This is a genomic window from Halorubrum tropicale (assembly GCF_001280455.1).
GTDB lineage: Archaea > Halobacteriota > Halobacteria > Halobacteriales > Haloferacaceae > Halorubrum > Halorubrum tropicale.
This window is the reverse complement of the sequence record NZ_LIST01000001.1, coordinates 519,355-538,918: the sequence shown is the minus strand read 5'-3', so window position 1 is coordinate 538,918 and position 19,564 is coordinate 519,355. Positions and strand designations below refer to the sequence as shown.

Below are 19,564 nucleotides of genomic sequence, written 5' to 3'. Positions count from 1 at the left end.
ACACGGGTGGCTTTTCGTCCCCGCGACCGAACCGTCGGGCATGAGCGAGTTCGACATCGTCGACGCGGCCGCGATCCGCGAGGGGCGCGCGACCGACGCGTACTTCGAGCGGACCGAGGCGGCGCTGGAGGCGGCCGGGCGGAACCCCCGCGTCGTCGCCGAGGTGACCGCGGACCAGTTCCCCGACGGCGAGTTCGAGCTGTTCGCCGGGCTCGGGAACGCCGTCGAACTGCTCGCCGGCCGCGACGTGGACGTCGACGCGGTCCCCGAGGGCCGGCTGTTCGACGGCGGCCCGGTGATGCGGATCGAGGGGCCGTACCTGGCGTTCGCGCGGCTGGAGACGTCGCTTCTGGGCTTCCTCTCGCACGCGTCCGGGATGGCGACGGCGGCGCTGGACTGCCGAGTCGCCGCGCCGGAGTCGTCGGTCCTCTCGTTCGGCGCGCGGCACGTCCACCCGGCGATGACCGCGGCGGTCGAGCGCTCCGCGCTGGCGGCCGGGTTCGACGGCTTCTCGCACGTCGCCGCCGGCGACCTGCTCGGGCGGGAGGCCTCGGGGACGATGCCGCACGCGCTCGCCATCTGCTTCGGGCGCGGCGAGCAGGAGGCCGCCTGGCGCGCCTACGACGAGGGCGTTCCGGCGGACGCGCCCCGGATCGCGCTGTGTGACACCTACTCCGACGAGGTCGACGAGGTCCTCCGCGCCGTGGAGACGCTGGGCGACGACCTCGACGGCGTCCGCCTCGACACGACTGGCTCCCGGCGCGGCGACTTCGGACACATCGTCCGCGAGGTGCGGTGGGAGCTCGACGCGCGCGGCCACGGCGACGTGGCGGTGTACGTCTCCGGCGGCCTCGGCCCGGCGGACCTCCGCGACCTGCGCGACGTCGTGGACGGGTTCGGCGTCGGCGGCTACGTCTCCAACGCGGACCCCGTCGACTTCGCGCTCGACCTCGTCGCCGTCGACGGCGAGCCGGCCGCCAAGCGCGGGAAGCTCTCGGGCGCGAAGGCCGTCTACCGCACCGACGACGGCGCCCACGCCGTCGGGCTGGCGGACCGCTCGGGACCGGCGGACGCCGAGGCGCTCATGGAGCCCGTGATCCGCGACGGCGAGGTGGTCGCGGGCGACGCGTTTGACCTCTCGGCGGCGGCGGAGCGGGCGCTCGCGGACGCGGCGGCCGTCGGCTACGGGACGGACTGACGCGGGCGACGAGCCTGAAAAGACGCGGGCGGGTCGCGGGCTACAGCTCCTCGACGGCGCCGCCGTCGGCGCGCTCTCGGAAGACCTGGCCCTCGATGAGCGTCACCATCGTGTCCTCATCCTGCCACGCGGTCGGCAAGAGCTTCGCCTTCCGGCAGGTGCGCGAGAGGAACTCCGCGGCCGACCAGCCGTTCTCGACGGGCACCGTCGGGTAGAGCCAGCCGTGGGCGTTGCCGCTGTCGACGGCGACCCCGTGCGTGCCGATCTCGAGGTCCTCGGCGGGGTCGTTCGTGAGGACGGTGTTCGAGACGACGAACACCGAGACGGTGATGTTGTCGAGTTCCTTCGGCTCCACCTCGGAGCCGCAGGAGTCGCCGGACGCCGCCTTGATCGCGGCCTCGACGATGGCGTGGCCCAGCTGGTCCGACGTGTCCCACGCGCCGGCACAGCCGCGGAGGCGGCCGCGGCCCCGCGTCGACTGGAGCCGAACGAAGGCGCCCGTGCGGGCGTAAAACGCCTCTCGCATGCTCCCGGGCTGTTCGCGTTGCCCGTGTCGGACGAACGACTCGACCGCCTCCCGCGCGAGTTCGACCGCTCGTGCACCGTCGTCGTACGACAGCTGAACGGTCTGAGCCTCGGACATGAGAGTCCATTACAGTGCTGACGACTTGAACGCTTCCCTTGTGGCACCGCTCTCGCGGCGCTGGCGGCGTCTCACCCGAGAGGCGCCCGACCGAACGCCTTATTCGCCGGCGGGAGAAACGGCGAACCGGACAGAGGGAGCCCGACTCCCGTGCCCTTGGCATGAGGAAAGTCCCCCCACCGGCCGGACAGGCGACCGGGCACACGCCCGGAGTCGGAGACGGCTGGCTCTGGAACAGCAACGACACCCCCCGCCCCGACCGATGAGTCGCGTGCGGTCGCCTCGGCGACCGACGGCGTTCGCGGGGTCACCCGCGAACGCGCGAACCGACCCGCAAGGGAAGGGAGTTAACCCGACGAGGGCCGACGGGCGGGAACGGATGGAACGGCGAATCCTCGCCGGTGCAAGTCCGCGCCACAAGGTAGTCCGGCCGCGGCGCGGACGCTCAGCCGAATGTCGGGACGAACCGAAGGGGGCTTACTCCCCTCAGTCCGCTCGCGCCGCGGAGCGGCGCAACCGCTCGACGCGGGACGCGTCGACGCGGAGGCCCGGTGGCGCGCCGTCCTCACTCCAGTATCTTTTCTACCAGTTTTATTACAACATTCACAGCCACGACGAGGCCGACCGTCAGCACGATTCCGAGGACGCTCGTCGCGCCGGTCCGAAGGAGGACGCCGATCGAGTGGCCTGCGATCAGGGGACCCATAACCACGATGTGGATACCAGTCCCGAATAAAGAATTTTGGTGTCACGTCGCCGGCACCGACCGGTCCGTGCCGCGTCGGGCGGTCGGCTCGTCGCGATGAGGCGGACGGTATCGGAGTCCCGCCGCGGGATCGCCGTCGTCGGACTACGCTCCGGACGCGGCCTCGGTTCGGGGCTTCGACCGGGCGGAAGCTCGGACGGTTCGCCCGTAATTCACGCCGTCTCCATCTCCTTTTCCAGCTCGCGGAGCTTCTCGATGCGGTTCTCCGTCGAGGGGTGCGTGGAGGCGATCTTCCCGACGAAGCCGGCCTTGATCGGGATGATGAAGAACGCGTTCATCTCCGCCTCCTCGCGGAGGTCCTCCTTGGGCACCTTGTCCATCCGGCCGTCGATGGTCATCAGCGCGGAGGCGAGCGCGCCGGGCTTCCCGGTGATGAGCGCCGCGCCGCGGTCGGCGGAGTACTCGCGGTAGCGCGAGAGCGCGCGGATGAGCAGGAACGAGACCACCCACACCAGAAGCGACACGAGGATCGCGACGATGACGGGCGCGCCCTGCCGGTTGTCGCCGCTGAACAGCCAGCCCCACCGCACGATGAAGAAGGCGATGGTGGAGAGGAACGACGCGATGGTCATGACCATCACGTCGCGGTTCTTCACGTGGGCGAGCTCGTGGGCGAGCACGCCGTCCAGCTCGTCCTCGTCGAGGCTCTCCAAGAGCCCGGTCGTCACCGCGACGGTCGCGTTCTTCTTGTTCCGGCCGGTCGCGAAGGCGTTCGGAACGCGGGTGTTCGCGACCGCGACCGTCGGCTTCGGGAGGTCGGCCTGCTGGCTCAGCCGCTCGATCCGCCGGTGGAGGTCGGGGTACTCGTCGGGGTCGACCTCGCGGGCGCCCATGCTCTTCAGCGCGAGCTTGTCGCTGAAGAAGTACTGCGCCAGCGAGAACCCGCCGAGCATGATCAACGGGAACAGGAAGTCGCCGAAGTACACCGTCAGGGCTCCGACGAACACGACGTAGAGGGCGAACAGGAGGAACATCGTGAACGCCATCCGTCCACGCAACCCCCAGTCTGTCTTCCAATCCATGCGCGTAGGTTACCGTTCTGCGCGTTAAAGGTTGCCGGAGCGGGAAGCCGCGGTTGCCGACCGGCGCTCCGGACCGGGGGCGCCGTCGCCGGGAAGTCGTCGAGCAACGCGCTTTTGCCGTCGCTTCGCGAGGCGTTCGCATGGACACGGTCCTCGTCACCGGCGGCCGCGGCGCCTCCGGGCGCTGGGTCGCCGACCGGCTCGCCGGCGACTACGACGTCGTCGTCGTCGACTACGACCACCCCGGGCTCGGCGTCGATCCGGCTCCGAACGTCTCGTTCCGCGCGGCCGACCTCGCCGAGCGCGACCAGGCGCTCGACGTCGTCGCCGCCGTCGACCCCGACGCGGTCGTCCACTGGGCGGCGATCCCGGTGGCGGGCACCCACCCCGAGGGGCGGGTGTTCAAGACGAACGCGCTCGCCGCGAAACACGTCTGCGACGCCGCGGGCCGCGCCGACGCCCCGGTCGTCCAGGCCTCCAGCGACGGCGCCTACGGCTTCTTCTTCGCCGATCCCACGCCGTTCCCGGACGAGTTGCCGGTCACCGAGGCCCACCCGCTCCGCCCGGAGGACCCCTACGGGCTCTCGAAGGTGACCGCGGAGGCGGCCGCCGGCGCGGCCGCGCGCCGTCACGACGTTCCCGCCGTCTCCGTCCGCCCGTCGTGGATCCAGTACCCCGGCGACTACGCCTGCCGCGCCGACGAGTACGTGGGCGACCTCGACGCGGGCGCCGGCAACTTCTGGTCGTACGTCGACGTCCGCGACGTCGCCGACCTCGTCGCGGCCGCGCTCGCGGACCTCCTCGGGGACGACCCGGCGGTCGACCCCGGGACCCACGAGGCGGTCAACTGCGTGGCGGCCGACAACGCGCTCGGCCGTCCCCTCCTCGACCTGTTGCGCGAGTCCTACGGCGAGGTTCCGGACGACTGCGCGGTCGACGCGGACGCGCTGGCCGAGGGCGACGACCGCGGCGCCTACGCCATCGAGAAGGCGTCTCGGCTGTTCGGGTGGACGCCGTCGCGCTCGTGGCGCGACGCGGCCGACGCGGCGGTCGCCGGGCCGACGCTGTTCGAGGAGTGAGCGGACCCGAGAGAGGAACCCCGTCCGCGGTCAGATCGACAGGATCGCGTTGACGAGCGTCCGCGTCGCGATGGCGGTGCCCGCGCCGAGCCACGTGAGGAGGACGAAGTGGATGTAGCCGTTCGCGGGGTTGCCGCCGTCGATCCGGCGGATCATCTGCGAGGAGAGCGCGGCGTTGAACAACACGACGGTGAGGAGGAGGTACTCGATGAGCGGGATGTCGTAGGCGCCGGGGTAGACGATCTGCCCGATGTCCATCTGGTCGAGCCCGAAGTCGGCGGTGAGGTCGGCCAAGATGGCGACGATCTCCAGCCCGATGAAGAAGGCGAACGTCGCGGCCGCGGTGATCCCGTACAGCAGCCCGATGAACGTCATCGCCGCCTGCCGGCGCTGCTCGCGCAGCTGGTTGACGGCGTTCATGTTCTTCGATATCAGCTCGCCGAGCAGCTTCGGGTCCCCGCCCATCCGCCGGCCGACGAGATACATCTCGGAGAACTTCTGGATGAGGTACGAGCGCGTGTCGCGCGTGAACGCCCGCCAGGCGCCCTCGGTGCTGATCCGCATGTTGAGCCGGCGGTAGAGCCGCTCGATGGCCTCGGAGAGCTCGCCGAAGTTCTTGTCGCGCAGCGTCGTCAGCACGTCGGTGGTCGTGGACTGCTTCGCGCTCTCGGTCGCGCCCAGCGCGCGCACGAACGAGGGGAACTCGCCGTCGCGGGCGGTGATCGCCCGTTCCTCCTGCCGGAGGACGACGCCGGTGATGATCAGCGGCGAGATGGGAACCGCGAGGTACAGGGGCAGCCGGACGTCGTCGAGGAAAAAGAGGAGGCCGGGGAGCCCGGGGCCGTACCCGAACATCCCGGCGGCCGTGATCCCGATGAGCAGGAACGAGAGCCCGCCGCCGCCGATCAGCGAGGCCCACAGCTTCAGGTCGCCGGGGGCCCGCTCGTCCGGGTGGTACCAGATCGGGTCGTACGGCGACGTCGCGCGGATCATCGCGTAGAATCCGAGCTGGACGAAGACGAAGAGGACGATGACGGCCGCCACGGTCGCGGTCGGGTCGTTGCCGGTGAGGATCGGGAGGACGACGGCGAACACCAGCGCGAACGTCATCGAGAGGATCATCGACATGTACAGGTCCTTCATGACCTCCAGGTTCGAGAGCGCGGACTCGTAGCGGGTCTCGTACTGCGCGAGCATGACGTCCTGCTCGGAGACGAGGAACTCCTCTAACGACTGGCCCGCGCCCATCGTGTAGCCGAGGCGGTCGAAGAAGTCGGCCATCGCGTCGGAGGGGACCTCCTGCGCGCGGCGGCGACAGGCGTCGTCGAGGCTCTGGTTCCACGTGTCGACGAGGTGGACGACGCGGCCGATCTCCTCGGCGGCGACGCCGTACTCCTCCTCTTGCGCCAGCGTCCGGAACACCTCCATCCGGTCGATGTTCGTCGTCGACAGCACCGTCATGTGCGTCATCACGAGGTGTAGCTGGTTGTCGATCTTCGTCTCCAGGCTGGAGAGGTAGATCTTCGGGTAGATGACGGCCGCGAACAGGACGAGCCCGCCGAACATCGGGATCGGGACGCGGGCGGCGAGGGGGAGCGGCAGTGCGACGAGGCCGACGACGCTGCCGACGAACACGAACACGGCCGGCACCAGCACGAGGCCGACGTACTTCCCCTTGGAGATGTCGAGCTGCTCGTACGACTCCATGACCTCGGAGGTCAGCCTGGCGGCCGTCGCGAGCCCGTCGCCCATCTGCTTGACCGCCATCGTCAGGGTGCCTCCGTCGTCGCGGTGGGTGATTCGCCGGGCATCGTCACATCGTGTTGCGGTGCATGTCGAAGGGGAGCCCCTCGACGCCGTCGCGCTGGAACGAGTTGATCGCGTCGTTGACCTCGTGGTAGCCTAAGATTCCCTCCTGGATCATCCGCTCGATCAGCTCCGCGCGGAAGTCGAGGTCGTCGTAGATGTCGCGGGTGTCGGCGTAGCCCAGGAGCGTCGCGATCTGCTCTTCGAGCACGTAGGAGTTGTTCATCCCCTGGAAGACGATCTCGTCTTCGACGGGGTCCCAGCTGAACACCTCGCGGGTGACGACCCCCTCCATCTCCTTGGAGTACCCCTCGATCTCCTGGACGCTCGTCACGCGGCGCAGGACCTGGTCGCCCTGCTTCACGCGGTTCTGGAACAGCGCCACGTCGGCGTTGTCCATGAACGTCTCCGGGACGTTGATCGGCTCGGAGGTGAACCGCTGGATCATCGAGACGATGTCGGACGCGTGGAACGTCAGCATGACCGGGTGGCCGGTCTGGGCCGCCTGGAACGCCATGCGCCCCTCGGCGCCGCGGACCTCGCCCACGATGATGTAGTCGGGGCGCGACCGCAGCGCGGCGGCGACCAGGTCGAACATGTCCACGTCGGAGGAGCCCTCGCCGCCGCCCTCGCGGGTCAGCAGCTGCTGCCAGGTGTTGTGCGGCGGGATGACCTCCGCGGTGTCCTCCGCGGTGTATATCTTCGAGTCGTCGGGGATGTACGAGAGGATGGCGTTCAGCGTCGTCGTCTTCCCGGAGGCCGTCTCCCCGACCACGAAGACCGTCTGCTCGTTCTCCAGGCAGAGCCAGAGGTACGCCGCCAGCTCCGGCGAGAGCGTCCCCCAGTTGGTGATCTGGTTGATCGACAGCGGCACCTCCTCGCCCTGGCGGATGGTGAGCGAGGAGCCCTTCAGCGACACGTCGTCGGAGTAGATGATGTTGATACGCGACCCGTCCGGCAGCGTGGAGTCGACGATGGGATCGGAGTCGGACAGCGGGTCGCCGATCCGCTCGCCCATGTTGCGCAGCCAGCTGTCGAACTCCTGGGGCGTGCCGAAGTCGACGGTCGTCTCCAGCATGCCGAAGGTGCCGTGGTCGACGTGGCACTCCTTGGGGCCGATGACGTGAATGTCCTCGTTGGCCGGGTCGCGCATCACCGGTTCCAGCGGCCCGAGCCCGACGATGTCGCGGTTGAGCCGGTACCGGATGTTCTCGTAGGTCTCCTCGGTGACGGACAGCTTCCCGAAGTTCTTGACCTTCGAGAGGCCCTTCTGTAACCCCGACGAGGTGTCGTCGACGTGGGTGACCTCCTCTAACAGCTCCTCGATGAGGTCGTCGTACTCGGCCTCGTTCTCCGGCGCGCTGTGCTGGCCGCTCACGGTCAGCAGCCGGTTTTTCACCTCGTTGAGGATCTCCGCCTGCGGGCCCGACACCTCGGGCTCGATGGCGTAGTACTTCGTGTCCTGCCCGAGGTCGCCGTAGATGTGGCTGTAGATGGGGCCGCCGACCGGATAGATGACGTTCGGCCGCGGGGACTCGTACTCGTCTTTCGGCTCCTCGATGAACTGCGGGAACTCCCCGGTGATCTGTTTGAACTCGCGGAGGTGTTCCCGGAGGTGGGGGCGGCGCATGGCCGCCTTTCGGAGCTCTTCGGACGGTTGGGCGGTGCCGTGTTCGGTCATGTCTTGGGCCGGGTCGGGGTGGTCGCGGTCCGCGCGCGCGGACCGGCTGTGCGTCGACGGGTCATGGTGTTAGGCGACGCTGCGGCTCTCAATGACGATTCCGGTTCCGGAACGCACCGAGAACCCGATCGTGTCGCCGACCTGTTCGCCCATGCCCGCGAACCGCTTGACGTTGATCTGCCGGCGGATGTCGTTGCCGACCTCGATCATCTCCAGTTCGAGGAACACGTCGGCGATGGACCGGAACGGACCGATCGCGTCGTCGTCGACCGCCGATGGGTCGACGGTGAGCACGACGACCTTCCCCTGCGAGATGATCTCGCGGAAGAAGGAGATGATCTCCAGGGCGGCCTGCCGCTCCTCGTTCTTCCGGACCAGCGCCTCGAAGGTGGGGTCGTTCCGGAAGATGGCGTCGAACGTGTCGAGGAAGACGACGTCGGAGTTCCACATCGCCTCGGCGTTCATCAGGCGCTTGAGCAGCTCCTTGCGCTCGCCGTCGCCGTCGGAGAACGCGCCGCCGGAGTCGAAGTCGGCGTGGAGGAAGAGCAGCTCCTCCTGGAGCAGCGGCTTCACCATGTCGTACTCCAGCGAGTGCATCTGGTCGATGAACCCGCGGACGGTGAGCTCAGTCGACATCATCGTGACGGACGCGCCCTCCTGGACGAGGCCGTAGGCGAACCGCTGGGAAATGGCGCTTTTCCCGGCCCCGTAGTCGCCCTCCATGAGCACGATGCTCCCGCGGGGGATGCCGCCGCCGAGCTCCTTGTTGAGCCGGTCGCGGTCGCCGAGGCCCAGGGAGAGGAGGTTGTCGTGGGGCATCAGTTACCCCCCTCCACGCGGAACTGGAACAGCTCCTCGTCGCCGTTCACCGAGAGGAACACCCGGTGGTCGCCGTCGGCGAGCCCGTCGGAGCCGTCGATCCGGTTGGCGTCGATCGTGAGCCGGAGCACGTCGCCGCGGCTCCACGCGTTCGCGCCGTCCGCGGAGACGAGCTCCCCGGAGGTCGCGTCCGGCCGGACGTACGCGCCGTCGAAGACGACGTCGAGGTCGGAGCCGTCGGGCGCCAACCGATACGTGCCGGTGTTCTTTATCAACAGCGTGACGTTCTGGTCGCCGCTCGCGTTGTACACCCCCGCGCTGGGGTCAGAGATGATCGTCACGTCTGTCCGGAGCTGCTCGGTCGCGTCGAGGCCGGCGTCGTCGACGGCCGCGCTCACCCGGTCGACGCCGGTGGTGATGGTGCCGACGACGCCGGCGGCGATCACCAAGCTGGCGATGAACAGGATGAGGTGCGAGACGGGGACGCTGGCCATCTACGCGCTCACCTCCGTCACGGTCGCGGCGTCGCGGACGCCGGACTCGACGACCAGGACGACGCGCGTGCCCTCCCCGATCGTCGTGGCCGTGTCGCCCTGCGCGACCCGCACGGTGAGCGTCTCGTCGCCGAGCCAGAGCTCCGTGTCGCCGTCGCCGTCGACCGTCGTGGTGGCGTTCGGCCCGCCCACGTCGACGTACTCGTTGCCGACCACGAGCGTCGCGTCGCCGGCGACGAGGCCGACCGCCCCCTCGTTGGTGGCGTTGACGGTGAGGGCGTCGGTCGTCGTGTCGAACGTCGCGTTCGTCACCGCAAGCTCGGTGTTCTGCCGTTCGAGCGCGCGCTCGTTGACGCCGTGCTGGGCGTCGGAGACGCGGTCGAGCCCGTTGGCCGCCACGGGGTAAAACGTCGTGAACGCGAAGAACAGCCCCGCGACGATGATGGCCGTGGACGCGGAGACGCTAACGCCCATCTCCCCACCCTCCGTCGGCCGGATCGGCGCGGTCGGAACGGGGATTCGGGTCGTTCATCGGTCGGGTGGAACCGTTCCGCTCGCGCCGGTCGTCGCGGTGACCGTCGCGCCGGTCGGCGTCCGCTTCGGACGCCGCGTCGTCGCGGTCCGCGCCGTTCGTCCGCCGCTCGCGGTCGCCGGGCGCGTCCCGGCGACCGCCGTCCTGGTCGTTTCGCTCGGCCGCGCCCCGGTCGGGCCGCGCGTCGCGGCCGTTGCGTCCGCCCCGGTCTGAACTCGCCCGCCCGCCGCGACGGCCGCCGCGGGGCGCGTTGACCGGCCCGCCGCCGACCATCGAGCCGCCGGCGAGGTCGTCCCAGCGGTCCAGGAGGACGGTGTGGCTGCTCGTGCCGTTGAGCTGGGTCACGTACCGGAGGCTGCGGGTGTGGTGCTCGCGGACCAGCCGGTCCGTGCCCAGCCGGTCGACGAGGTTACGGTCGATGGTGCCGAACCCGGAGAGGAAGTCGCGGAGCCGCGCCGCGGCGTCGGGGCCGATCCACTCGATCCGCTCGTAGTAGTTGATGGCGCGCACCGCGTCGGTGACGTCGCTCTCGGAGACGAGGAACTCCAGCCACTCCATCACGAGGAGGTCGCCGACGTAGTCGCCGGGAAGCTCCGTGAGGTACGGCTTGCCGCGGCCGCCGCTCCCCGAGAGGTCGTCCTCGCCGACGTACTCGAAGCCGCCGGTCGCCTCGGCCGGATCGCCGCCGGGCTGACGGTCGGCGGGCTCCGAGTCGGCCGCATCCGCCGGTTCGTCGAAGTCGACGCCGTCGTCCTCGAGGTCGCCGCCGAGGTCGTCGTCGAACCCGTCGTCGGCGTCGTCGAACGAGTCGGTGTCGTCGTCGGGGTCGTCGAACGGGTCGTCGTCCGCGCCGTCGCCGTCCTCTTCGGCCCAGTCGGCCTCCCCGGAGTCGTACTCTTCTTTCAGTTCGCTGAAACTCTTTCCGTCTTCGTTCATATCGTCTCCGTCGTCCGCCGTTTCGGTCTCGGACGCGGCGTCGTCCGTGCTGTCGTCGTCCAGTTCGTCGAACTCCTCGTCGAAGTCGTCGAAGCCGTCGTCGCCGTCGAGGTCGTCGAACTCCTCGTCGTCGCCGTCGTCGTCGAGTTCCTCGTCGAACCCGTCGGCCTCCTCCTCGTCGAGGAGGTCGTCGTCGAAGAACCCGTCCGCGTCGGCGTTCGCGACGTCCTCGTCGAGGTCCTCCTCCTCGCCGCCGTCGTCGTCGTCGAAGATGCCGAACGACCCCTCGCCGCCGCCGGCGACGCTGTCGAAGCCGCCGGAGTCGTCGACGAACGGGTTGATGCCGCGGGTGACCATCTCGTAGATGTCGAGCAGGTTGCGGACGTCCTCCTCGATGTCGTCGACGGCGTTCGAGATCTCCTCGTTCTCCGAGCGGACCGTCGAGACGGTCGAGGAGAGCGACGCGACCTCGTTTTCGAGCTCGTCGAGCCGGTTCTCCAGCTCGTCGGTGGCCGCGCCGCCGCCACCGCCGCCGTCGTCGAACCCGTCGTCCCACTCGTCCATCCCGTCGAAGTCGTCGAACCCGTCGCCGCCGCCTCCGCCGTCGCTCATGCCGCCGCCCATCCCTCCGCCGCCCATGCCGCCGCCCATGCCGCCGCCGAAGGGATCGTCGTCGCCGTCCATACCACCGGAACCGTCGTCGTCGGACCCGTCGTCGTCGAGGAACCTGTCGAGGACGCTCGCACCGACGAGCCCCAGCGTGGCGACTGCCCAGACGGCCGTTGGAGCTCCCCACACCGATAGTTCGAGGCCCATTACCGTGTACGACCCGCAGAACCCACTTCAATTCACCCCTCAAAATATCAACAATGAGAAGGCGCGCAGTACGGCGGCCGGCGACCGCTGATGGGGGAGAACGCCGAGAAATCGGTACCGGTCGGAGGCGATTCAATCCGGTGACGGCGACGAGAGGCCCCGGAGGAGCGGTCAGATGGCTCGCTCGAAGCCGTCGGCGGCCCGGATGACGAGCCGTCCGTCCGGACCGAGCCGGACCGTTCGCCCGACGGCGTCGCCGACGTCGCTGGCAACGACCGGGACGTTCGCGGCGTCGAGCACCTCGCCGACCCGCTCGACGTTCCGGGGGCCGACCGCGTCGGTGAGGTCGAGCATCTCGGCGCCGCCGGCGACGCGCGCCTTCAAGCGGCGTGGGTCGGCGCCGGCGTCGTCGAGCGCCCCGATCAGCGAGTCGATCCCGGTGTCGACGTACTTCGCCGGCCGCGAGCCCGCGGTCGACCGTCCCTCGCTCGTGGGCAGCATGGCGTGGAGGAGCCCGCGGACGCTGGCCCTCTCGTCGACGAGCGCGACCGCGACGCAGGAGCCGAGGCCGCTCGTCGTCAGGACGGCGTCGCCGTCGGTGACCGCCAGCTCACCCACGCCGACCTTGATCCGACCCGGGTCGTCGCTCGCCGCGCCGCCCGTGACGGCGACGGGCTCCGCGTCGGCGACCGTGGTCCCGACGCTCTCCGTCCGCTCCGCCGGGGCGTCCGGCCGATCGTCGGAGAGCGAGCGGGTCACGGCTCGGAGAGCCGGTCGAGCGCCCGGGCCAGTTCGCGCTCGTCGGGGAGCGCGTACACGTCGCACCGCGCCTGGACCCCCTCCGTCCGAATCGCGGTGTCGATCACGAACCCGTAGTCCTGTCGCTCGCTCAGCTTGGCGACGAGCGGGCTGATCGTCGACGCGCCGATGTCGTGGACGAACTCCGGCGGGGAGTGGGTGATCGACGTGCCGAGCACGTTCGCCCAGCCGTCGATGAAGCCGCTCGTCATCACGTTGCCGAGCTCGCAGAGCGCGTTCTGAGCCATGTCACCGAGCGGCTCGTCGGGCTCCATCGGCAGCATCGCGTCCGCGACCGCCGCCGCCGACGACTCCTCGAAGAGGATGGCGAGGTAGCCGCTCGGCTCGCCCTGGAGTTCGAACACCGTGCCCGCGTGCGGATCGGTACCGACTTCCGCGGGCACGTCGGCGAGCGGGACGAACCGGAGCCGGCTCACGTCGACGCTCGTCTCCAACCCGGTCATCATCGCGATGTTGTCGGCGGCGTTCGCCGACCCCTTCTTCGCCAGCGAGGAGAACGTCGACAGCGACTCGTACGGGACCGCCGTGCTCTCCGTCCCGCCGTTCGCCGCGCCGCCGGCGGTTGCCGCGGGCGCCGTCTTCCCGACGATGAGGTCGCGGAACGGCCCCGAGTCGGGCAGCATGTAGATCGAGAAGTCGAGGTCCGTCGTCGTCGCGTCCAGCCGGCTCTCGAAGAGGAAGACGCCGTCGCCCGCGAGCGCGCCGTCCGGCAGCACCGCCGCGCCGTCGGCCTCGAAGTACCGCGGGGGCGTCATGTCGATCGCCTTCCCGAGGTAGTTCGCCCACCCGTCGAGGAAGCCGCCGAGCGCGATGTTGCCGACCTCCGTCACCGCGCTCCGCTCCATCGACGCCCCGCCGGGGAGCAGCGAGAGCAGGGCGTCGGCGTTGACGGCGTCGAACGCGAGGACCGCCTCGCCGTCCAGCCCGCCGCGGAGCCCGACGCGCACGCCGATCGACTCCCGGCCCGCGAACGCCTCGGCGAGGTCCTCGCCGCTGGCGACGCTCGCGCCCGTGACCTCCACCGCGAGGTCGGTCCCGGTCAGGTCCGAGAGCGCGCCGGCGGCCTGTTTCGCGCCCTGCTCCGCGAGGCGGTTACAGGCGCCGAGCGCGCGGACGTCGACGCGCATTATACCGCCGAACCGATGGCGTCGAGCACGTTCGGCTTCTGGAACGGCTTCGTGATGTACCCCTCCGCGCCCGCCTTGATCGCCGCCTTCATCTTCTCCTCCTGCCCGACGCTGGTACACATGATCACCGTCGCGTCGGGGTTCTCCTCGAGGATCTCCGTCGTCGCCTCGATCCCGTCGCGGATCGGCATCACGATGTCCATCATCACGAGGTCCGGCCCGTGCTCCTCGTACATGTTCACCGCCTCCACGCCGTTCTCCGCCTCCCCGACGATCTCGAACTCGCCTTCGAGGATCTCCCGGAGGAGATTCCGCATGAACTCCGAGTCGTCGGCGATGAGTACCCGCGTAACCATTGTTGTCTGAAGCGGGGGAAGGCGAACACTTAATCGCTCCCCCGCGGTTCTCAGCGCTGAGAACGGACGTGAAACGGTCCAGGCGGCGGGCTCGTTCGGGCCGGTGGCCCGGCAGAGCGTCTCAGACCCAGTGGCCGAGGAGGTGGACCGCGCCGACGAGGACCGTGCCGCCGAGCGCCTCGCGGGTGCCGAACGGCAGCGGGAGCATGCCGACGGAGTCGGGGGCGTCCCCTGCCGGCGCGTCGCCGTCGCTCGTCTCGCCGGAGCCGCCGTCGCCGTCGGTCTCGGTGCCGTTCGAGGCGGCGTCCGAGTCCGACCCGTTCGCGGCGGTCGAGTCTCGTTCCGAGTCGCCGTCGTCGCCGCCCGCTCCAGCCTCGTCGCCGGTGCCGTCGGCCGCGCCGTCGTCGTCAGGGTCGGTGCCGTTGGCCGCGCTTCCGTCGCCCTCGTCGTCGATCGTCGTCGTCGCCGGGTCCTGCTCGACGACCAGCGTCCCGCCGTGGGTGTCGCCGTCGAGCCGGAGGGTAAACGGGTACCTGCCGGGGTCGAGGTCGGCGGGTACGGAGGCGAAGTCGTAGGTCCGGGACTCGTCCGGCGTGAGACGGACGCCCCACGAGCCGCCGAGGCTGCCGTTGTCGACGGTGAGGGCGAGCTCGCCCTCGCCGGTGAGCCCGCCCGCGTTGCGCGCGACGACCCGGAGCGCGGAGAGGTTCCCGCCCTCGGTGACCGTGACGTTGTCGGGGGCGTCGTCGATCACCAGCTCGTCCGGGTTGTCGACGTCGCTCACGACGATGACCGTCCGGCTGTCACGGAGCGTGGACCCCTCGTACAGCTCGTAGTTCAGCCGCGTGCCGGGGACGACCTCGTCGAGGTCGACGCCGACCGTGAAGTTCCCGTCAGCGATCTCCAGCGGCGACTCGGCCCGGAAGGGCGCGTCGCCGGCGTCGTTCACGAGCGTCGCGGTCATCTCCCGCCGCGGCAGCAGCGACGTGGCCCCCGTGAGCTGTCCCTCGTCCACCTCGAGGAGGAGGTCGCCGTCGTCGGTGACGTGGTCGTACCGGAGGTACCGCTCTCGGACCGTGAACGACGCCTCGGCGCGGACCGTGCTGTCTGCCGCCTCCCAGTAGGGGAACTGGGGGGCGTCGTCGGGCCCCGACGCGGACGCGAACGCGGCCGGCGGCTCCTGCCCGTCGGCGAACGCGTACCGCTCGCCCTCGGTCCCCTCCAGCGCGAACGCGACGGAGAACTCGTCGCCCGGCTCGAGCTCCTCGGGGAAGTGGTCGCCGTCGCTCGTGTCGATCACGAGGTAGAAGCGACCGGGGGCGTCGGGCGACTCCAGCTCGGCCGCGTCCGCGACGATGAGCGAGACGTCCTCCGGGTCGGCGCGCGAGAGGTCGAGCTTCGCGGGGCGTTCGTTCATCCCCGCGTTCGTCTGTCTGACCCGGAGCGACACGCCCGACTCCTTCTCCAACAGGTCGGCCAGCACGCGGTGGTCGACCGCCTCGCCGGCCTCGATCGGACCCGCGCCGCGCTCCGCGGCGAAGTGCGACAGGGCCCCCCAGATGCCGGTCGACTCGAAGCCGAGGACGATCCGGTTCCCCTTGGTCACCGCGGACCGCTCGGCCCCGTTCTCGCGGAGCACGCCGAGCGACTCCGCGTCGACGTCCTCGCCGAGCGCGTCCCGGTCGGCGGTGGTGAACACCTCGACGTCCTCGCTGAACCGCGGCTTCTCCAACACGAGGTCGGCCTGATCGGCGGCCGCGGCCGGCGTCACCACGCCGGAGTCGTCCACGATAAACGTCCCGTTGGTGATCGCGAGCCGGTAGCGCTGCGGGACGAGCGGCCGGGCGAGCCCGCCGGCGCCGGTCGCCCCCGAGAGCGCGCTCAGGTTCTCAGCGACCGTATCGCCGCTCTCGTCGACGAACTCCAGATCGCACGTCGTACCTTCCAGGCCGCAGCTCTCGACGTTGCTCGCGTCGGTGCCGATTGTTCGCGTGTTGATCGTCGTCTCACTCGTGCCAGATATCTTGACTACGTCTACGAAGCCGACCGTCTTCCCCGTGTCACTGAGCCGGTTGCCGCCGATCAGGAGGTACTCGGCTCCGTCCGGATTATCAGCGGTGTATCTGATTCGGACCGGGTCCCCTGCGACGCCGGTGTAGGTCGCCCGGGAGAACCCGCCGCTGATCTCCGGCCGGTCGGTCGGGCCGACCGGACCGGGAGCCTCGACCGCGACGGGCGCCGTCGGTTCGGCGGCGACGGACGACGCGGACGAACCGACCGCGAGGCCGGCCGCGACCGGGGCGGTCGCGAGAAGTCCGGCGAGCACGACGAGGACGGCGAGGCCGATCACGCTCGCCTGGAGCCCCGACAGGTCGGTGCCGAACGAACGGAGTCGCCGTCGCGGTCCGGAGCCGCTCGTCCGATCGCCGTCGGTCGCCGCGGGGTCCGTCGAGCGCGTGTCGGTCGTGTCATTTCGTTCTAGTGTCATGAGGGCGTGGGCAACGAGTGCGGGCCGTTGGCCGGCCCGCACCTTGTTGCCGACGACTCCGCGGGTCGCCGACTAAAGCGTACCCACCCGATTATCATTGCGTGTAACGAGATCGGGGGAAGAGAAGGGTAGACGCAGAAATCGCCCGACGTGGGCGAGGTCCTCGGTCCGAAGAATTAAGCCGGGGCGGCGCCCGATCCACGTCAAGATGCCATCGTGTCCCCGCTGTGACGCACCGATCGACGACGACGCGCGGTACTGCGCGCAGTGTGGCGCCCCGCAGACGGAGGACGCGGCGGAAGAACTCGACGAGTACGTCCAGCGACAGGCGGAGCAGGTCGCCGGCGGCAGCGGCGGCGGGAAGCCGGAGGGCGGCGGGTCGGCCGGGAGCGACGCGTTCCCCCCGATGGAAGAACTCTCGGACCGGGAACAGCTGTGGCGGCGCGGGTCGTACGTCCTCGGGTACGGGACGATCGTCGTCGCGCTCACGCGGGTCCCGGCCGCGGAGTCGTGGCCGCTGATCCTCGGCGGGATCGCGATTCTGCCGCCGATCCGGCGGCTCACCGCGGAGCCGCTCGGAAGTCCGCTGAAGCGCGAGGTGATGGCGGGGGCCTACGCGGTGTTCGCGCTGATCGGGATCGCGCTGTTCGTGCTGCTAGGGTGACGGTCGGTAACGAGATCGCGCGCTGTTTCACAACGCACGGAGATATCCTGGGAGGTGTTGGTTACTAGAGACGCCGAGCCGCGAGCGAGAGCGCCGCCGCCGTGAAACGATCGGGCACATGGATCTAGTCCTTTCAGCCGAATAGACGCCGAATCAGCCGACTGTTCCCCGAGTGACACCCGTTTGCCCCGCCGCAGTGGATCCGTGTTCGAACGTGTGTCACGACGCGACAACGCCGCCCCGAAACCGGACCCGAACGAGCGGGAGTGAGCACAGTTCGGTCGAATCAGGCCCTCATAACCGAAAACGTGGGAGAATTCATAATCTGCAACGACGGAGAGAGACACGCCACGCACAGGTAAATATATACCATGATTGAATTATTGAATCCGTTCTGTCGGATCACCCCGGGAACACCCGGGGTGTTCGAACGGATCCGCGATTTTCTCGCTATGATATATCCGGCGCTCACAGCAGGGAGACGACCCGCTCCGGGCTGGAACGTCAACTGCCGGATCCCACAGCCGGCGAGCGGTTTCCGGCACCGTGACGGCTGCGATCACCCGGGCAGGAGGTTTCGCCGACACCGCAGTGACGGTCTCTGACCCAGCGAGCAGGTATGACACCCGTTTGTCTGCGTGTGACTGCGGCGGGGATCGGTCGGTGTAACGTCCCGGAATAAGTCTGTTTGAGCGGGTCTGGCGGGAGATTCCGTTGTGTGATCGCTGTCAACTCGGCGGGAGTCCGCGATAGACCGGAGAGCGATCCAGGAGGTTTGTTGTGGGCCTCACTCGAGTCGGAAACCGCCCTCCTCCTCGGCGGCGCGCACCAGGTCGCCGATGCTGTCGCTCGCCGTGAGGCCCTGACTCGCCGCGAACCGCTTTATCATCACCGGCGGGATGTCGACGGTCGTCTCGGAGGCCGCGAGCAGTAGTCCGATCGCCTCCGGCGTCGGCGAACTGGGGCCGGCGTTCGACGCGAACCACGAAATGAGCGTGTCGAACGTCGCCGTCACGTCGTTCGACACCGTCCGCTGCCGGGTGGTGTCGCCCTTCGCGTGGAGCGTCGCGTCGATCCCGTAGTCGAACCCGTCGCCGTCGAAGGAGTTGGCCAACCATCGGCTCACCGACTGACGGTCGACCGCGCCGGCTCCGGCCGCGGTCTGGGCCCGAGGATGCCCCTGCGCGTTCGGCGGCGGTTGGCCGCCCCCGGCCGGCTGTCCACCGGATTGCTGTCCGCCGCTAGGGTGCCCAGCGCCAGCCTGTCCGCCGGGGGGTTGCCCGCGTTCGCCGACGCCGGGGCCGGCCGCGCTCGCCCGCGGGTCGTCGCCGGCGGGCCGCCGCTCGTCCGGGCTCGCGGGGTCGGCCGCGGTGAAGCCGGAGTCGTCCTCCGGCGGCGCGCGGCGCTGCCCCCGCGATCGGCCGACGTTGGGGCGACCGTTCGTCCCGACGACGTAGCGGCCCTCCCCGATCTCGACGACGTTCTCGTCGTCGGTGAAGTCGAGTTCCTCCGGATCGGCCGGGACCGCGTCCGGGTCGTTCGCCGGGGGATCGTGGTCGCTCATGAGTTGTGATAGCGTGCGCCGCAAAATAGGTGTTGCGGGCGGCCGAACCGCCACAGCGTGGTTTCCGTGCCGTTCGAACTCCTCAGAGCCGGACCGCTTCGCCGCCCTCGGTAAAGAGGTCGGGTGCGCGGAGGTCGACGCTGGTCGTCGCGCCCGACGGCGAGACGATGGCGAGCGAGGTCTCCTGCCCCTGGCTGAAGGCGTCGTCGGTCGCGCCGAACGGCGCCGTCTCCGGGTTGAAGACGATCGTGAACCGCTCGTCGTCGTTCAGGACCGCGTCGCTCGCGGGGACGAACTCGCCCGTCGAGTCTTGGACGGCGAACGCGCCCTCGGGGATGTCGCTGACGTTCCCGATGCGGGCGGCACCGCCCGCCACGGTCGTGTTGGTCTGGTTCGTCCCGGTGAAGATCAGGTTCTTCTGTCCGTTGGGCCCGACGGCCTGTATCGTCGCGGAGCTCAGGTCGATCTGGTCGGCGCCGGCGGCGCCGGCGACCCCGACGCGGAGCTCGGCGAGCGTCGTCGGGTCCGAGGTGTTGTTGACGATGCCGACCGTGCTCGTCACGTCGATGCGCTCGGACACGAGGTCCGTGCTCTCTTGCCCGGTCGCCTCCGCCTGCGACTGGAGGAAGCCAGCGGTGTTGATCAGCACGCCCGCCGCGATCGCCGCCACCAGCACCATCGCGATGAACACGATGAGCGTGCCGATACCGACCTGCCCGCGGTCGCCGTCGTCGTCAGTGATGAACTCGAACAT

General features: G+C 69.8%; 18 protein-coding genes and 1 other RNA gene. 4 read left to right on the top strand and 15 right to left on the bottom strand.

Annotated features, from left to right (window positions below; translation table 11 throughout):
- The first annotated feature begins 40 nt into the window (after window positions 1–40).
- Window positions 41–1,198 carry a nicotinate phosphoribosyltransferase gene (locus AMR74_RS02455; protein ID WP_053770474.1) on the top strand — a complete coding sequence of 386 codons (1,158 nt, stop codon included), beginning with the start codon at window positions 41–43 and terminating at the stop codon, window positions 1,196–1,198.
- Between the two features lie 40 nt (window positions 1,199–1,238).
- Here AMR74_RS02455 and AMR74_RS02450 read toward each other — a convergent pair whose 3' ends face one another.
- Entirely contained in the window at window positions 1,239–1,841 is a 603-nt protein-coding gene (locus tag AMR74_RS02450) for a TIGR00296 family protein (RefSeq protein WP_053770473.1), read from the bottom strand.
- 129 nt (window positions 1,842–1,970) lie between these two features.
- Between AMR74_RS02450 and rnpB the strand changes: the two genes are divergently transcribed.
- An RNA gene (gene rnpB, locus AMR74_RS05105) (RNase P RNA component) lies at window positions 1,971–2,333 on the top strand.
- A gap of 73 nt (window positions 2,334–2,406) precedes the next feature.
- Here the strand turns inward: rnpB and AMR74_RS18960 are convergent.
- Complete coding sequence (locus tag AMR74_RS18960) at window positions 2,407–2,547, bottom strand: hypothetical protein (RefSeq protein ID WP_158295105.1); 141 nt, start codon at window positions 2,545–2,547, stop codon at window positions 2,407–2,409.
- Window positions 2,548–2,759: 212 nt separating this feature from the next.
- The gene (gene htpX, locus AMR74_RS02445) at window positions 2,760–3,629 is read right to left on the bottom strand and encodes a zinc metalloprotease HtpX (RefSeq protein WP_053770472.1); all 870 of its coding nucleotides are present in this window, start codon (window positions 3,627–3,629) and stop codon (window positions 2,760–2,762) included.
- Between the two features lie 140 nt (window positions 3,630–3,769).
- On the opposite strand from htpX, the gene AMR74_RS02440 reads away from it, so the two are divergent.
- Complete coding sequence (locus AMR74_RS02440; protein WP_053770471.1) at window positions 3,770–4,708, top strand: NAD-dependent epimerase/dehydratase family protein; 939 nt, start codon at window positions 3,770–3,772, stop codon at window positions 4,706–4,708.
- Between the two features lie 30 nt (window positions 4,709–4,738).
- On the opposite strand, the gene flaJ is transcribed toward AMR74_RS02440, so the two are convergent.
- The 10 genes from flaJ to AMR74_RS02390 form a co-directional block, all read right to left on the bottom strand.
- On the bottom strand, window positions 4,739–6,475 hold the full coding sequence (gene flaJ / locus AMR74_RS02435; RefSeq protein WP_053770470.1) for an archaellar assembly protein FlaJ: 1,737 nt from the start codon (window positions 6,473–6,475) through the stop codon (window positions 4,739–4,741).
- Window positions 6,476–6,521: 46 nt separating this feature from the next.
- Window positions 6,522–8,195 carry a type II/IV secretion system ATPase subunit gene (locus AMR74_RS02430; RefSeq protein ID WP_053770469.1) on the bottom strand — a complete coding sequence of 558 codons (1,674 nt, stop codon included), beginning with the start codon at window positions 8,193–8,195 and terminating at the stop codon, window positions 6,522–6,524.
- A 69-nt stretch (window positions 8,196–8,264) separates the two neighbouring features.
- A complete protein-coding gene (locus AMR74_RS02425) occupies window positions 8,265–9,014 on the bottom strand; it encodes an ATPase domain-containing protein (RefSeq protein WP_053770468.1) in 750 nt (249 codons plus the stop codon).
- Window positions 9,014–9,508 (bottom strand): flagellar protein G, encoded by a 495-nt coding sequence (locus AMR74_RS02420; RefSeq protein WP_053770467.1) that lies wholly within the window; start codon window positions 9,506–9,508, stop codon window positions 9,014–9,016. Before AMR74_RS02420 ends, AMR74_RS02425 begins: the two co-directional genes overlap by 1 nt.
- Window positions 9,509–9,982 carry a flagellin gene (locus AMR74_RS02415; RefSeq protein WP_053770466.1) on the bottom strand — a complete coding sequence of 158 codons (474 nt, stop codon included), beginning with the start codon at window positions 9,980–9,982 and terminating at the stop codon, window positions 9,509–9,511.
- A complete protein-coding gene (locus tag AMR74_RS02410; RefSeq protein WP_053770465.1) occupies window positions 9,972–11,792 on the bottom strand; it encodes a FlaD/FlaE family flagellar protein in 1,821 nt (606 codons plus the stop codon). Before AMR74_RS02410 ends, AMR74_RS02415 begins: the two co-directional genes overlap by 11 nt.
- Before the next feature lie 171 nt (window positions 11,793–11,963).
- The gene (locus tag AMR74_RS02405) at window positions 11,964–12,551 is read right to left on the bottom strand and encodes a chemotaxis protein CheD (RefSeq protein WP_053770464.1); all 588 of its coding nucleotides are present in this window, start codon (window positions 12,549–12,551) and stop codon (window positions 11,964–11,966) included.
- Complete coding sequence (locus AMR74_RS02400; protein WP_053770463.1) at window positions 12,548–13,738, bottom strand: chemotaxis protein CheC; 1,191 nt, start codon at window positions 13,736–13,738, stop codon at window positions 12,548–12,550. The genes AMR74_RS02405 and AMR74_RS02400 overlap by 4 nt, the downstream gene beginning before the upstream one ends.
- Window positions 13,738–14,094 carry a chemotaxis protein CheY gene (gene cheY, locus AMR74_RS02395; protein WP_053770462.1) on the bottom strand — a complete coding sequence of 119 codons (357 nt, stop codon included), beginning with the start codon at window positions 14,092–14,094 and terminating at the stop codon, window positions 13,738–13,740. The genes AMR74_RS02400 and cheY overlap by 1 nt, the downstream gene beginning before the upstream one ends.
- Before the next feature lie 121 nt (window positions 14,095–14,215).
- Window positions 14,216–16,582 carry a BGTF surface domain-containing protein gene (locus tag AMR74_RS02390; RefSeq protein ID WP_053770461.1) on the bottom strand — a complete coding sequence of 789 codons (2,367 nt, stop codon included), beginning with the start codon at window positions 16,580–16,582 and terminating at the stop codon, window positions 14,216–14,218.
- A 208-nt stretch (window positions 16,583–16,790) separates the two neighbouring features.
- Between AMR74_RS02390 and AMR74_RS02385 the strand changes: the two genes are divergently transcribed.
- The gene (locus tag AMR74_RS02385; RefSeq protein ID WP_053770460.1) at window positions 16,791–17,246 is read left to right on the top strand and encodes a zinc ribbon domain-containing protein; all 456 of its coding nucleotides are present in this window, start codon (window positions 16,791–16,793) and stop codon (window positions 17,244–17,246) included.
- Window positions 17,247–18,033: 787 nt separating this feature from the next.
- On the opposite strand, the gene AMR74_RS02380 is transcribed toward AMR74_RS02385, so the two are convergent.
- Window positions 18,034–18,810: a DUF7500 family protein gene (locus AMR74_RS02380; protein ID WP_053770459.1), complete on the bottom strand. Its 777-nt coding sequence runs from the start codon at window positions 18,808–18,810 to the stop codon at window positions 18,034–18,036.
- 82 nt (window positions 18,811–18,892) lie between these two features.
- Window positions 18,893–19,564 carry an archaellin/type IV pilin N-terminal domain-containing protein gene (locus tag AMR74_RS02375; RefSeq protein ID WP_053770458.1) on the bottom strand — a complete coding sequence of 224 codons (672 nt, stop codon included), beginning with the start codon at window positions 19,562–19,564 and terminating at the stop codon, window positions 18,893–18,895.

Excerpts from the sequence above, each read along its gene's own strand:
- AMR74_RS02415 (WP_053770466.1), bottom strand. The coding sequence starts at position 9,982 with ATGGGCGTTAGCGTCTCCGCGTCCACGGCCATCATCGTCGCGGGGCTG.
- AMR74_RS02385 (WP_053770460.1), top strand. The coding sequence starts at position 16,791 with ATGCCATCGTGTCCCCGCTGTGACGCACCGATCGACGACGACGCGCGG.
- AMR74_RS02420 (WP_053770467.1), bottom strand. The coding sequence starts at position 9,508 with ATGGCCAGCGTCCCCGTCTCGCACCTCATCCTGTTCATCGCCAGCTTG.
- AMR74_RS02440 (WP_053770471.1), top strand. The coding sequence starts at position 3,770 with ATGGACACGGTCCTCGTCACCGGCGGCCGCGGCGCCTCCGGGCGCTGG.
- flaJ (WP_053770470.1), bottom strand. The coding sequence starts at position 6,475 with ATGGCGGTCAAGCAGATGGGCGACGGGCTCGCGACGGCCGCCAGGCTG.
- AMR74_RS02375 (WP_053770458.1), bottom strand. The coding sequence starts at position 19,564 with ATGTTCGAGTTCATCACTGACGACGACGGCGACCGCGGGCAGGTCGGT.
- AMR74_RS18960 (WP_158295105.1), bottom strand. The coding sequence starts at position 2,547 with ATGGGTCCCCTGATCGCAGGCCACTCGATCGGCGTCCTCCTTCGGACC.
- AMR74_RS02380 (WP_053770459.1), bottom strand. The coding sequence starts at position 18,810 with ATGAGCGACCACGATCCCCCGGCGAACGACCCGGACGCGGTCCCGGCC.
- AMR74_RS02430 (WP_053770469.1), bottom strand. The coding sequence starts at position 8,195 with ATGACCGAACACGGCACCGCCCAACCGTCCGAAGAGCTCCGAAAGGCG.
- AMR74_RS02425 (WP_053770468.1), bottom strand. The coding sequence starts at position 9,014 with ATGCCCCACGACAACCTCCTCTCCCTGGGCCTCGGCGACCGCGACCGG.
- htpX (WP_053770472.1), bottom strand. The coding sequence starts at position 3,629 with ATGGATTGGAAGACAGACTGGGGGTTGCGTGGACGGATGGCGTTCACG.
- cheY (WP_053770462.1), bottom strand. The coding sequence starts at position 14,094 with ATGGTTACGCGGGTACTCATCGCCGACGACTCGGAGTTCATGCGGAAT.
- AMR74_RS02390 (WP_053770461.1), bottom strand. The coding sequence starts at position 16,582 with ATGACACTAGAACGAAATGACACGACCGACACGCGCTCGACGGACCCC.
- AMR74_RS02410 (WP_053770465.1), bottom strand. The coding sequence starts at position 11,792 with ATGGGCCTCGAACTATCGGTGTGGGGAGCTCCAACGGCCGTCTGGGCA.
- AMR74_RS02455 (WP_053770474.1), top strand. The coding sequence starts at position 41 with ATGAGCGAGTTCGACATCGTCGACGCGGCCGCGATCCGCGAGGGGCGC.
- AMR74_RS02450 (WP_053770473.1), bottom strand. The coding sequence starts at position 1,841 with ATGTCCGAGGCTCAGACCGTTCAGCTGTCGTACGACGACGGTGCACGA.
- AMR74_RS02400 (WP_053770463.1), bottom strand. The coding sequence starts at position 13,738 with ATGCGCGTCGACGTCCGCGCGCTCGGCGCCTGTAACCGCCTCGCGGAG.